Source organism: Bifidobacterium sp. LH_417, from assembly GCF_056357035.1.
The window spans coordinates 72,007-85,435 of the sequence record NZ_JBKEVI010000002.1 but is presented as its reverse complement, the minus strand read 5'-3'; the positions used below and the strand labels follow the sequence as shown (position 1 = coordinate 85,435).

Sequence of the window (13,429 nt, the reverse complement as noted above, 5' to 3'; positions counted from 1 at the left end):
TTCGCTCAGCCTTCGACGTCCGGGTTGACCTCGGCGGTCTTCAGCGCGCCGGATTCGACACCCCAGTGCTTGAGGATCTTGTCGTAGGTGCCGTCGTCCATCAGCTTCTGCACGGCCTTCTGCACGGCCTCGACGGTGCCCGTATCACCCTTCTTGATGGCGATGGCGTTCGGCACGGAGTCGAAGTCCTTGCCGAGCTGCTCAAGCTGGCCGTCGGTCTGGGCGATCGCGTAGCCGACGACCGGGGAGTCGGCGAAGAACACGTCGGCCTTGCCGGTGACGACGGCGGTGGTGGCGTCGGTCTGCTGCTTGGAGGACTGGATCTCGATGTCCTTCTTGCCGTCCGCCTTGCACTGCTTGGCGGTCTCATTGATGGCGGTCTCCTCGACGGTGCCGGTCTCGACGGCGACCTTGAGGCCGCACAGGTCCTTCTCGTTCACCTTGTTCGGGTTGCCCTTCTTGACGGCGTAGGCCATGCCGGAGGTGAAGTAGGAGACGAAGTCGACGGACTTCGTGCGCTCGGTGGTGATGGTGAACGCGGCCATGCCGAGATCGTACTTGGAGCCAATGGCCGGGATGATCGTGTCGAAGTTGGAGGAGACGATCTCGGTCTTGAGGCCGAACACGTTGCCGAGGGCGCGGGCGAGGTCCATGTCGTAGCCGATCTGCGTCTTGCCGTCGGCGTCGAGGAACTCGGCCGGAGCGTAGGACGGGTTGGTGCCGATGGTGAGCACGCCGTCCTTGGTGACGGATTCGGGCAGCAGCTTGGCGATTGCGTCGTCCTTCTTGACGCCGGAGACGTCGTAGCTGGTGATGTTGGCGGAGTCGGAACCCCCGTCCGAGCTCGTGGCCGCGTCGGTGGTGCCGCAAGCGGCGAGCGGCAGCAGCACGGCGACGCTGAGGGCGGCGGCCGCGATGGTCTTCATCCTGGTGGTGAACGACATGATGTCCTTCTTCTCTTCTGTTTGCTTCTGCTTCGTTCCATGGAACGGAAAGCGGCCGCCGCGATGATGCGTTCATCACGACGGCCATCCTCCGCCCCGCCATACAAGCATATATACACTATGCTGCATACATATGCAATGCTGTGTTTGCGATCGTGAATCGCCTTCCGGCGATGATACGGGCCGGATACTACGAGCCGGTTAATCCGACCCGCCGCGGCCGACCACGCTGCGCCCGGCCTTCCGCAATCACTCCTCCGAGATCACCCCTCCACGTCGGTCGGGTTGATCTCGGCCTTGTCGATGGCGCCGGACTTGACGCCCCAGTGGTCGAGGAGCTTCGCGTAGGTGCCGTCGTCCATGAGCTTCTGGATGGCCTTCTGCACGGCTTCGGCGGTCGCCGTGTCGCCCTTCTTGATGGCGACGCCCTGCTTGGCGACGCCGACGTCCTCGCCGAAGGACTCCAGCTGGTCGCCGGTCTGGCTGATCGCGTATCCGGCGACCGGCGAGTCGGCGTAGAAGGCGACGGCCTTGCCGGTGACCACATTGGTGGTCACATCGGTCTGCAGCTTGTTGGACAGGATGTCGATCTTCTTGTCGGCCGGGCACTTCTCGTTGGCGGCGGTGACCTCCTCCTCCTGCGTGGTGCCGGTCTGGACGGCGATCTTCAGGCCGCACAGGTTCGACGAGTCGAATTTCTCGGGGTTGCCCTTCTTGACGACCCACGTGGAGCCCGCCTTGTAGTAGCTGACGAAGTCGACGGCCTTGGCGCGTTCGTCCGTGATGGTGAACGAGCTGATGCCGAGATCGTATTTGGAGCCGACGGACGGGATGATCGAGTCGAAGGTGCTGGTCACGTTCTCGGTCTTGAGACCGAACACCTTGCCGAGGGCCTTGGTGAGGTCGACGTCGTAGCCGACCGGGGTCTTGCCGTCCTCGGCGAGGAATTCGGCCGGAGCGTAGGAGGTGTCGGTGCCGACGGTGAGCACGCCGTCCTTGGTGACGGATTCGGGCAGCAGCTTGGCGATCTCCTCGTCCTTCTGAATGCCGGAGACGTCGAAGCTTTCGATCTTGGACGACGAATCGGACGAACTGGACTTCGCGCCGGAGGTCGAATCGCCGGACGTGTCCGAGGTGCCGCAGGCGGCCGCGGCGAACAGCATTGCCGCGCCCAACGCCGCGGCCGTGATGGTCTTGATTCCCTTGCTGAATGACATTGGATTTCCTCTCTCAGAAAATGTCGGTCGGGCGGGTATGTTTCCCGACTGATTCGCGAGAGTAGGTTTCCTATGCTACGAGACCGTAAATCTCACCAATACGTTCCACAACGTGGACACCCCTGGTTCTTGGTCTCGCATCGGGCAAAACCGAGAACCGGGGGTGTCCGGGAAATCGTCAGCTCTTTGATTTCAGTTGGAACGCTTGTTGGCGTACCGCATCGCACGCAGCGCCTCGCGCTTGTCCTGCGCCTCGCGCAGCGCCTGACGCTTGTCGAATTCGCGCTTGCCGCGCGCCAGCGCGATCTCCGCCTTGACGCGCCCGTTCTTGAAGTACAGGCTGATCGGCACGATCGTGTAGCCCTTCGCCTCGATCTGGCGAGCGAGCTTCAGAATCTCACGTTCATGCAGCAGCAGCTTGCGCTTACGCTTGGGCGCGTGGTTGTTCCATGTGCCGTTGAGGTATTCAGGGATGTTCGCGTTCTCCAGCCAGATCTCGTTGCGCCGGTCGATGCTGACGAACGCCTCGGCGAGCGACGCGCGCCCCTCGCGCAGCGACTTCACCTCGGTGCCGGTGAGCACGACGCCAGCCTCGTACTTGTCCTCGATGACGTAGTCATGTCTCGCCTTCTTGTTCTGGACGATGAGCTTCGTCCCCTCCTCCTTGGCCATCGGGGACCTCCTTTCGTTCTGTTCGTTCCCGCGCTCCACCCCGATGCGGCACGCGGGTGCCGGCAAGGCACACCACGATAGCACGAAGCGCCGCCGGCCGAAGCCTGACGGCGCTTCCTACGCCGGGCGCGTAGCCCGCGAGGTCAGTCTGGGGTAATTGGGCAGCCGGCCAGCGGCGACCGACCCCATGACCCCGTGACGATCAGTAGTGGACGTACTGATAGGCACCCGGATTGGAGATGATCTCCTGCGCGGGGAACGTGGCGAATCCGGTGCCGCCTTCGGAGATGAGCACCGATCCGTCGGAGTTCACACGCTCGACGACGGCCACGTGGCCGTACTGCCAATCGGCGGTCCAGTGCCCGCCGACGCTCTGCCCGGGCAGGAACACCATGGCCGCGCCGACGTGCGGCGTGTTGTTCACGTAGTAGCCGAGGCTGCGGGCGGTGGCCGCCCATTGGCCGCCATTGCCCATGTAGGAGCCGACGGGCAGGCTCAGCTGGGAGCGGCGGATATACGCCCACAGCGTGCACTGGCGGGCTGGATAGGCGGAGCCGCCCACCGTGTTGCCGGTGTTGTGGTTGTAGCAGAAGCTCGACCCCTCCGGGCAGCTGCCAGGCACCGCGTAGTCCATGCCGTTGGCGGTACCGCCACCCGAGCTGGTTCCACCAGAGGAACCACCAGAGGAACCACCAGAGGAACCACCGGACGAACCTCCTGACGAACCACCGGTGGAGCCTCCCGTGTTGCCGCCGGACTGCTGCTGCCCTCCCGATCCAGGCGTGTAGCCGGAACTGCCGCTGGTGCTCTGCGAAGCGAGCTGCGCCTGCAGCGAGGCGATCTCCGCCGCTTCCTTGGCCGACTGCGTGGTGAGACTGCTCTTCTGGGATTCCAAGGACTCGCGCGCGGCGGTGCCCTTGGCCTGCAGCGCTTCGAGCGACGCCTGCTTGGCGGCCGCGTTCTCGGCGGCGGCCTGGGCGCTGGCGGCCTGCTTGTCGGCCTGGTTCTTCAGCTGGGTAATCTGGTCTTCGATGGCGGCCAGACGATCCTTGCGGTTCATCGACGTGTTCATCGAGATGGCGGCGTCGTTGGCCGCATTGGCCGCGGAACGTGTGGCGGCCGCGTCGGACTGCATCTGGTTGACGAAATCGTCGGTGGTGGTGGCGTTGGTGACGACGCTCATCACCGTGGACGCCTGCGAGCCGTGGAAGCTGTCGCGCGCCGATTCGGCGACGGCATCCTTCGCATCGTCGTATTCGATGCCGGTGTCCTTGATCTTCTGCTCCAGATCGGACTTGTCCTTCTTGGCCGCATCCAGACGCTCATTGGTGGCGTCGGCGAGATCCTGCGCCTGCTGCGCGGCCTGCTGCGCCTTGGTGGCCGCCTCCTGCGCCGCCGGAATCTGCTCGTTCGCCAACGAATCCAATTCGAGGATCTGATTGGCGAGGTCGGCGTTCACACCGGCGAGCTTGGCCTTGAGGTCGGCGTGGCTGGCCACCTTCTGCTGGTACTCCTGAACGGAAACGGCCTTGGCCTCGGGCACGTACGCGGCGGTCATGGCGAGGCCGCACGTCGCCGCCATCGCGGCGGACACGATGAATCCGAGTCCGGCCTGCAACGTCTTCGAACGTTTCAACACTTCGGTCCTTCCTTCGGGCTGCTCCCGCACATTGTAACGAAGGTTCCTGAAACGGCAACCCCCGTCATGTTGCGGGCGCGGTACCCGGTATCACCTGTACATATATATCGACATCCACCTGCCGGACCGCACGCCCGTCACGCCTTGAGATAGCGTCGGAGCGAGACCGCGGAGGCGATGACGGACAGCAGCACGGCTCCGGCGACGAGGCCCGGCGCGACAAGCCACACGGTGCCCTGCGTGACGAACGGCATCCAGCTGACGGACTTGGCGACGCCGTCGGTGATGAACACCTGTACGATCGCGGCGAGCGCGCCGGAGGCGAGCAACGAGCCGACGAGCGAGGCGACCACGCCTTCGAGGATGAACGGCAGTCGGATCGTCCAGTTGGAGGCGCCGACAAGACGCATGATCTCCGTCTCGTTCTTGCGCGACGCGGCGGACATGCGGATCGTCGTGCCCGTCAGCAGGATCGCGACGACGACCATGACGACGGCGAGCACCACGGTGACGACGGTCGCGCGGTTGAGTACCGCGAACACGGGGTCGAAGATCTGCTTCTGGTCGACGACCTCCTCCACACCGGTCTTGCCGTTGAGCACTTCGGCGACCATTTTGTACTTGGTCGGATCCTTGAGCTTCAGCTGCAACGAATCCTGCATGTCGGCGGCGGTCAGCGTGCGGCCCTGGTATTCGCCGTTCGGGTACTGCTTGAGGAACGTGTTCTTGAAGAAGTCCTCACGGCTCACGTAGGAGATCTTGGAGACGTTGTCGCGCAGCTCCTGGTGGATGAAGTCCTCGAGCTCGACGATCTCCTGCTGCGTGGGGGCCTTGCCGGTCGCACAGCTGGCCGCCTGGCTGGTGCCGTCCGGGCACAGCCACACGATGACCTCGACCTTGTCGTACCATTCACCCTTCGCGCGCGTGACCTGCGCCTGCATGAGCGCGGACGCGCCGATGAACACGAAGGAGATGAACGTGACGAGCATGACCGACACGATCATCGGCACGTTGCGCTTGAGGCTCGTCCATGTCTCGGACAGGATGAATCGCGCCCTCATCGGGTCTCCTCCTCGTTCTTCTTCTCGGCGTCGCCGTCAGCAACACCATCGTTCGTATCGTTCCTGCCGCTCACTGGCGGAGCCGGTGGGGTCAGCGGGGTTTCCGCGGGGACCTGTACGGTCGACGAGGATTCCTGCATGACCGAGGGGCTTTCCTGCATGGTTCGCGCTGTCTTCTGTGCGGTTTCCCCGCTCTTGTGCAGCACCTCTCTGGATACACCGTTCTTGGCCGGCGGAGCGGGTGGCGTCAACAAGCCGTTCTGCGGCTTGAATTTCGCGTCGGGATCGTCCGCTTCGGAAGTGCGCCTTACAGATCCGCTCTGCTCGGGTGCAGGTTGCGCCTCGGATTCCACAGGATGTGCCTCGGACTCCGCAGATCCCCCCTGCGATTCCGCAGAATCCCCCTGCGATCCCGCAAGTTCACCCGCCGAAGCCTTCGATTCCCGTTCCTGACGCTCCCGCTCGGCCTCCTCCTCAAGATTCAGCCCCTTGCCCCATGTGAGCGTCGTTTCGACGGGGGCGAACGCCTCGCCGTAACGGCCGGTACGACCGGAATGCACGGACTGGGCAAGACGGGCGATGCCCTCGTCGCCGTCCATCGCGCCGGCCGCAAGCGCCCCCGCCTCGATGGCGGCATGCGCGTCCATGCGTTCGGTCGCATCCGCGCTGTCCGCACGGAACCGCACGTCGGCGCCGATGGCCTGATGGGCCTTCGACGTGACCTCCGCATCCGGGAAGTAGGTGGACGAATCATAGGAGCCATGCTCCTCGTCGCGCACGATACGCCCGGTGTGGAGTTCGACGACGCGCTTGCGCATCGAATTGACGATCTCCTCGTTATGCGTCGCCATAACGACGGTGGTGCCGGTGCGGTTGATCGCATCGAGCACTTCCATGATGCCAAGCGACGTGGTCGGGTCGAGGTTGCCTGTGGGCTCGTCCGCGAGCAGGATCTGCGGATGGTTCACATAGGCGCGGGCGATGGCCACGCGCTGCTGCTCGCCACCGGACAGCTCATGCGGGTAGTTGTTCTCCTTGCCGGTCAGCCCCACGGTCTCCAGCACCTTCGGCACCATCGACTTGATGGCGGAACGGCGCGTGCCGATCACCTCGAGCGCGAACGCCACGTTCTGCCACACCGTCTTGTTGTTGAGCAGCTTGTAGTCCTGGAACACGAAGCCGATGGTACGGCGATACTGCGGCACCTGACGGTCGGAGATGCGCCTGAGGTCGTTGCCCGCCACGCGGATCTCGCCGTCCGTGGCCTCCTCCTCACGCAGCAGCAGGCTCAGCAGCGTGGTCTTGCCCGAACCGGACGCGCCCACAAGGAACACGAAATCACCGCGTTCGATGTGAAGGTTGACGTCGTCGAGCGCGGGACGCGTGCCCTTCGGGTAGATCTTGCTGACATGATCCAGCGAAATGAGTGCCATGGTTCTCCTTCATCGACGTGCCGCCGGCCTTGCGCGGGGCGCGGCCGGCGGCACATCATGCGGTCTAGTTCTCTTCCTTGGCGGCGCGGCGCTGCTCGTGACGCCAGCGGATGCCCGCCTGGATGAAGCCGTCGAGGTCGCCGTCGAACACGGCCTGGGTCTGGCTGGTCTCGTAGCCGGTGCGCAGATCCTTGACCATCTGGTACGGGTGCAGCACGTAGGAGCGCATCTGGTCGCCCCAGCTGGCCTTGATGTCGCCGGCGAGCTCCTTCTTCTTCTTCGCCTCCTCCTCGTGGCGCAGCACGAGCAGTCGGGACTGGAGCACGGCCATGGCGGCGGCGCGGTTCTGGATCTGCGAGCGCTCGTCCTGCATCGTCACGACGAGGCCGGTGGGAAGGTGGGTGATGCGCACGGCCGAGTAGGTCGTGTTCACGCCCTGGCCGCCGGGGCCGGAGGAGCAGTACGTGTCGACGCGGATGTCGGTGTCCGGGATGTCGATGTGGTCGGTCGCCTCGACGAGCGGCACCACCTCGACCGCGGCGAAGCTGGTCTGACGGCGGCCCTGGTTGTCGAACGGGGAGATGCGCACGAGGCGGTGCGTGCCGCCCTCGACGCTCAGACGGCCGTACGCGTACGGGGCGTCCACCTGGAAGGTCGCGGACTTGATGCCAGCCTCCTCGGCATACGAGGTGTCCATCACCTTCGCCTTGAAGCCCATGCGCTCGCAGTAGCGCAGGTACATGCGCAGCAGCATCTGCGCGAAATCGGCCGCGTCCACACCGCCCGCGCCGGAGCGGATCGTCACCACGGCGGAACGCTCGTCGTATTCGCCGTCGAGCAGCGTCTGAATCTCCATCGCGGCGAGGTCGTCGGCGATCGAGCCGAGCTCGGTCTGCGCCTCGTCAAGCGACTCCTGGTCCTCCTCCTCGCGGCCAAGCTCGACGAGCGTCTCCACATCGTCGATGCGCGAGCCGGCGGAGGTGAGACGCTTCAGCTGCGACTCGGCTGCGGACAGCTTGCTCGTCACCTTCTGCGCGTTCTCCGGATCGTCCCACAGGCCCGGAGCGGCCGCCTGCTGTTCGAGTTCGGCGATGTCCGCCTTCATGCGGTCCACGTCCAGCGCCTTGGCGATGGAGTCGTACTTGGCGCGCACGTCGGCGATCGCCTGGGAATAATCAAATTCAGCCATCGTTGTCTACCTTATGTTTCGTACCTTTGAAAAACCTTGGGGTGCCGCCCGTCGTCGGGCCTCGTGCTCCCTGCCCCGTCCGGCCGATGCGGGACGTGCCTTGCGCCGCAGACCCGCCCGGCCGCGAACCTGCCGAGGGTATGCGAGGCTGAACGTCACGCGGGAACACGCGCAACGGAACGTCAAAGACCGGCGTAGATGGCGGGAACCACCAAGGAGATCAGCATGGCGGCGGCTATGACGATGCACACCGCGCGCACCATGGTGCGGCGGCGGCGCTCGCGGTTGCCGCGCTCATCCTGCTGAAAGTCGTTCACGTTGCGCGATTGTACCCCACCGCTTGGTCAACGGCGTTCGGCGCTCGGCCGAAGGCGCTATGGTGGACAGGGAAGAACCTGCAATCCGCTTGTATGAAGGAGAACCGCAGATGACTGATGAACGCACCGCGTACGGCTGGGGTCTGGCGAGCGTCGACGCCGCCGGCAACACCCTGGACGTGTGGTATCCGAGCCTCGCACTCGGCACCGCCCCCGCCGAGGCCGACCGACCGAACCATGACTTCGGCGTGCTCGCCCACGACGAGGCCGACGCCCGCGGCGTGCGCCGCATCCCCGTGTTCACCGTGAGCGATCTGGACGCCCCCATCGCCGACGCCGCCGACGCCTACCTCAGGCTGCACCTGCTGAGCATGCGTCTCGCCAAGCCGAACACGCTCAACCTGGACGGCATCTTCGGCGCGCTCAACAATGTGGTGTGGACCAACTACGGCCCGTTCGCCGTCGAGGACTTCAACGCCCGCAAGGCCGACGTGGAAGCCGCCGCCACCGCGGCCGCCCAGTCGTTCGCCGCGAACGCCGGCCTGCCCGCCGCCGCTCCGGCCGCTGCCGTCAACGTGCTGAGCGTCGACAAGTTCCCGCGCATGATCGACTACGTCGTGCCGTCCGGCGTGCGCATCGGCGACGCCGACCGCGTGCGCCTCGGCGCCCACCTGTCCGAGGGCACCACCGTCATGCACGCCGGTTTCGTGAACTTCAACGCCGGCACGCTCGGTGTCTCCATGGTCGAGGGCCGCGTCTCGCAGGGCGTGGTCGTCGGCAACGGCTCCGACATCGGCGGCGGCGCGTCCATCATGGGCACGCTGTCCGGCGGCGGCAAGCTGCGCAATTCGATCGGCGAGCACTCCCTGCTCGGCGCGAACGCGGGCATCGGCATCTCCCTGGGCGACAACTGCGTCGTCGAGGCCGGCCTGTACGTGACCGCCGGCACGAAGGTCACCATCTGGGACAAGGCGAAGGCCGCCGCCGGCGAACCGCTCGAAGTCGTCAAGGGCGCGGACCTGTCCGGCAAGGACAACATCCTGTTCATCCGCAATTCGGTGAACGGCCGCATCGAGGCCCGCTACCGCAAGACCGGCATCGAACTCAACGCCAAGTTGCATAAGAACTGACCCATATCGGCCCCCGCTGGCGGGGGCTGTCCGCGTTAGCGGACTGGGGGTGGTCACGGCGGGAACATAAGCGTTCCGCCTGCGACCACCCCAGTCTCACTGCGTTCGACAGCCCCCGCTGGCGGGGGCCAAGTCATACGGCCGCCACTCAGCGGCGTGAATCCCGTACGGGCCGTTCATCGGCCCGCCAGCGGGTGCCACGTCGTTGCTACCGCTCTTCCAGCGGCACGTAATCCCGCTTGACGGCGCCGGTGTAGACCTGGCGCGGTCGGCCGATCTTGGTGGCCGGGTCGTCGAGCATCTCGCGGTACTGGGCGATCCATCCGGGGATGCGGCCCAGCGCGAACAGCGTGGTGAACATGGCCGGGTCGAAGCCGATCGCCCGGTAGATCAGGCCCGTGTAGAAGTCGACGTTCGGGTAGAGGTGGCGCGAGACGAAGTAGTCGTCGTGGAGCGCGATGTCCTCGAGCTCGGTGGCCACGTCGAACAGGGCGCGTTCGTCGGCCGGCAGCTTCGACGTGTCCTCGCGGTCCATGATCTTCTCGAGATACGTCTTGGCGATGGCCGCGCGCGGATCGTACGACTTGTAGACGCGGTGGCCGAGTCCGGAGATGCGGTGGCCGTCGCGCTTGGCGTCCTCGACGAACTCGCGCACCGACTTGCCGGAGTCGCGGATCGCCTTCAACTGGCGTAGCACGGCCTCGTTCGCGCCGCCGTGCAGCGGTCCGGACAGCGCGTTGACGCCGGCCGCGACCGCCGAATACAGGTTCGCGTGCGCGCTGCCGGCGATGCGCACGACCGACGTGGAGCAGTTCTGCTCGTGGTCGGCGTGGATGATGAGCAGGCGGCCGAGCGCGTGCACGTACAGCGGGTCGGATTCGAACGGCTCGTACGGCACGGCGAAGCACATGCGCAGGAAGTCGTCCACGTAGCCGCGCGCGTAGTCCGGGTACAGCATCGGCTCGTCACGGCGGCGGCGGAAGATGTACGAGACAATGGTGCGCACCTTCGCCATGATGATAATCGCCGATTCGTCGAGCTGGTCGGAGTCGGTGATGTCGGTCGTGTCCGGATAGAACGTGGCGAGCGCGTTGATCGCGGAGGCGAGCACGCTCATCGGATGCGCGGTGCGCGGGAACGAGCCCATGAACGTGCGGAAGTCCTCCCCCACCATCGTGCGGTGGTTGATGGCGGAGACGAACTTCTCGTACTGCTCCTTGTTGGGCAGTTCGCCGTGGCGCAGCAGCCACGCGACCTCGAGGAAGTCGGAGTTCTCGCACAACTGCTCGATCGGGTAGCCGCGGTAGCGCAGGATCGAATGTTGGCCGTCGATGTACGTGATCTTCGACTCGCATTGCGCGGTGGTGAGGAAGCCGGGGTCGAGCGTCACCCAGCCGTCGTTGCGCAGTTTGGACACGACGATGCCGTCCGGCCCGGCGGTGGCCTCGACGACCGGCAGCGTGTACTTGCTTTCGTCGACGTTCAGCTGTGCTGTTGCCATGGGTCCCCTTTTCCTGTTCGATGTTGCCGGCAACCATAGCCGTCTTGTGTTACCGCCCGCCGCCATTGCCCACTACGCGGGACGCCAAAGGCCCGACCAGTCCCGCATGGCCGCCCCTGACGCCCATTACCATGATTCCGCCCGCCTGCGGGGCTGTCGGCGAAGCCGACTGGGGGTGGGCGCCACGCCGCATCGCCGCAATCGCTCCGAAAAACGAGCAGCCCCGTCGATCTGACGGGGCTGCATCACGATCTAGTCGCGCGTGGTGAGAATCACCGGACCGTTCTCGGTGATGGCGATGGTGTGCTCGCTGTGGGCGCCGCGAGAACCGTCCTCGGAGCGCAGGGTCCAGCCGTCCTTCGGATCCTGGTAGATCTCGTCGGTGGTCTTGAGGAACCACGGTTCGATGGCGATGACCAGGCCCGGGCGCAGCTTGTAGCCGTGGCGTGCCTTGCCGTCGTTCGGCACGTGCGGATCGCCGTGCATGATGTGGCCGACGCCGTGGCCGCCGAACTCGAGATTAATCGGATAGCCGTATTCGCGGGCGATGTCGCCGATCGTGGACGACACGTCGCCGAGGCGGTTGCCGGGCTGGGCGACCTCGATGGCGGCGGCGAGCGCCTCCTCGGTGCACTTGATGAGGCGCAGGTCCTCCGGGTCCTTATCCTTGCCGACCACGAAGCTGATGGCCGAATCGCCCACCCAGCCGTCGACGCTGATCGCGAGGTCGAGGGAGACGAGGTCGCCGTCCTTGAGGTTGTAGTCGTAGGGCACGCCGTGGAGCACCGCGTCATTGACGGAGGTGCAGATGTAGTGGGCGAACGGGCCGGTGCCGAAGTCGGGCGCGTAGTCCACGTAGCAGGATTCGGCGCCCTTGCGGTCGACGATCTTCTTGTGGACGAATTCGTCGATGTCGAGCAGGTTGGTGCCGACCTTCGTGTATTCCTTGAGTTCGCGCAGGATGGAGCCGACGAAGCGGCCGGCGGGCTTCATCTCCTCGATCTCGCGAGGGGTCTTCAGTTCGATCATGAGATTCTTTCTACCTTGATGCGGCAGGGCCAGGCGTCCCGCCGTGGAATGGTTCTCACGATAGTGCGCCGCCTCGTCAATGCGTCACGCGCCGCGTCGCGGATTGCATTCAGATTCCTCCCCCGATTCGCACCTACTGCCCTAAAGGACGTGGAGCCGATGCCGGACAACCAGCGAACAGGCCGGCACCAGGTTGTCCGGCAGAGATTCCTGCCGGACAACCTGAAAACTGCGCCCCAGTCGGTTGACCGGCAAGGTTCCGTGCCAGTCAACCCGAATAGAGATCGAATCCGCATTGTCCGGCACAGTCCCGAGCTCACCTCTTCGGCAGACGACCGAAGGTGAAGGCGCGCACGAGTGCGGAAACGCCCATGACGACCAGCGCGCAGCCTCCGAAGACGACGAGCCACACGGTGGAGCTGACGGGCGACATGAGTACGACGAACCCCGCGACGATGGAGACGATCGCGTACAGCACGGCCCACCCGGAGCTGGGAAGTCTCCACGATTCGACGAGAGCCATGAATCCTTCGAGCATCCATCCGATGCCGACGGTCATCGTTGCGAGCAACGCGAGTGCCTGACCGGAGACGGCCGCGTTCTTGAGCATGAGCACGCCGCCGATGGTGAGCAGCACGCCGACGAGGATGTCGAGGACGCGCCAACCTCCCGGCAGGCCGAGTTCGACGATGGCGACGACGACGCGCACCAGCCCGGAGACCACGAGGTATACGCCGAGAATGACGGCCGCGATCTTCAGGGTGATGCCCGGCCAGACGAGCAACGCGACGCCGAGGATGACGGCCGCGACGCCGATCACGGCGTAGAAGCCGCGTACCCAGTTCTTCGTCTGCTGCGGCAACAGGCTTTCGATGAGTTTGAACGGGTCGTCCGTCCCACCGCACCGACCGGGACGACCGGACTGGCTGTTTTGGGAACCCTGACCGTACTGACCCGCATATGGATTGTTGGATTGGTCCGCATACGGGTTGGCGTACGGGTCACCTCCCTGCCCGGCGCGAGGTTCGGTCCCATACGGGCTGTCGGGGTTCCGATCGAAATTCGGATTGACGTTCGTCATGATGACCTCCTTGTGTCCGTCGACCCGTGGTCCACCCACCTATGTCGATCCGCCTGCCACCATGCTAGACAATCTGTCTAATTCTCACCATCGTCAATAATGGTCATGTTGTCTAATATTTATCTACCATAACTGTCTTTGAAAACACCCTCAGCAGCAATCTCCTCACAACAAAGCCACTGAAGAACTGCTCCGATGATCAGTCGGATTACAAGC

Annotated in this window: 12 protein-coding genes; 1 reads left to right on the top strand and 11 read right to left on the bottom strand. The window is 64.9% G+C overall.

Annotation, left to right across the window (positions count from 1 at the left end):
• Positions 1-5: 5 nt before the first annotated feature.
• From AC1AYR_RS02515 to AC1AYR_RS02480, 8 genes are all read right to left on the bottom strand, one after another.
• A complete protein-coding gene (locus AC1AYR_RS02515) occupies positions 6-944 on the bottom strand; it encodes an ABC transporter substrate-binding protein (protein WP_476511283.1) in 939 nt (312 codons plus the stop codon).
• A gap of 263 nt (positions 945-1,207) precedes the next feature.
• A complete protein-coding gene (locus tag AC1AYR_RS02510; protein WP_476511284.1) occupies positions 1,208-2,161 on the bottom strand; it encodes an ABC transporter substrate-binding protein in 954 nt (317 codons plus the stop codon).
• Positions 2,162-2,353: 192 nt separating this feature from the next.
• Entirely contained in the window at positions 2,354-2,833 is a 480-nt protein-coding gene (smpB, locus tag AC1AYR_RS02505) for an SsrA-binding protein SmpB (RefSeq protein ID WP_476511285.1), read from the bottom strand.
• A 202-nt stretch (positions 2,834-3,035) separates the two neighbouring features.
• Positions 3,036-4,415, bottom strand: a complete 1,380-nt coding sequence (locus AC1AYR_RS02500) for a CHAP domain-containing protein (protein ID WP_476511343.1) — start codon at positions 4,413-4,415, stop codon at positions 3,036-3,038.
• Positions 4,416-4,609: 194 nt separating this feature from the next.
• The gene (gene ftsX / locus AC1AYR_RS02495; RefSeq protein WP_476511286.1) at positions 4,610-5,533 is read right to left on the bottom strand and encodes a permease-like cell division protein FtsX; all 924 of its coding nucleotides are present in this window, start codon (positions 5,531-5,533) and stop codon (positions 4,610-4,612) included.
• The gene (ftsE, locus tag AC1AYR_RS02490) at positions 5,530-6,966 is read right to left on the bottom strand and encodes a cell division ATP-binding protein FtsE (RefSeq protein WP_476511287.1); all 1,437 of its coding nucleotides are present in this window, start codon (positions 6,964-6,966) and stop codon (positions 5,530-5,532) included. Before ftsE ends, ftsX begins: the two co-directional genes overlap by 4 nt.
• Before the next feature lie 64 nt (positions 6,967-7,030).
• A complete protein-coding gene (gene prfB, locus AC1AYR_RS02485; RefSeq protein WP_476511288.1) occupies positions 7,031-8,155 on the bottom strand; it encodes a peptide chain release factor 2 in 1,125 nt (374 codons plus the stop codon).
• A 182-nt stretch (positions 8,156-8,337) separates the two neighbouring features.
• Entirely contained in the window at positions 8,338-8,472 is a 135-nt protein-coding gene (locus AC1AYR_RS02480) for a hypothetical protein (RefSeq protein WP_476511289.1), read from the bottom strand.
• 110 nt (positions 8,473-8,582) lie between these two features.
• Between AC1AYR_RS02480 and dapD the strand changes: the two genes are divergently transcribed.
• Positions 8,583-9,602: a 2,3,4,5-tetrahydropyridine-2,6-dicarboxylate N-succinyltransferase gene (dapD, locus tag AC1AYR_RS02475; RefSeq protein ID WP_476511290.1), complete on the top strand. Its 1,020-nt coding sequence runs from the start codon at positions 8,583-8,585 to the stop codon at positions 9,600-9,602.
• A 208-nt stretch (positions 9,603-9,810) separates the two neighbouring features.
• Here dapD and AC1AYR_RS02470 read toward each other — a convergent pair whose 3' ends face one another.
• From AC1AYR_RS02470 to AC1AYR_RS02460, 3 genes are all read right to left on the bottom strand, one after another.
• On the bottom strand, positions 9,811-11,103 hold the full coding sequence (locus AC1AYR_RS02470; protein WP_476511291.1) for a citrate synthase: 1,293 nt from the start codon (positions 11,101-11,103) through the stop codon (positions 9,811-9,813).
• A 252-nt stretch (positions 11,104-11,355) separates the two neighbouring features.
• A complete protein-coding gene (map, locus tag AC1AYR_RS02465; protein WP_476511292.1) occupies positions 11,356-12,132 on the bottom strand; it encodes a type I methionyl aminopeptidase in 777 nt (258 codons plus the stop codon).
• A gap of 316 nt (positions 12,133-12,448) precedes the next feature.
• Positions 12,449-13,213 (bottom strand): HdeD family acid-resistance protein, encoded by a 765-nt coding sequence (locus AC1AYR_RS02460; protein WP_476511293.1) that lies wholly within the window; start codon positions 13,211-13,213, stop codon positions 12,449-12,451.
• Positions 13,214-13,429 lie beyond the last annotated feature (216 nt).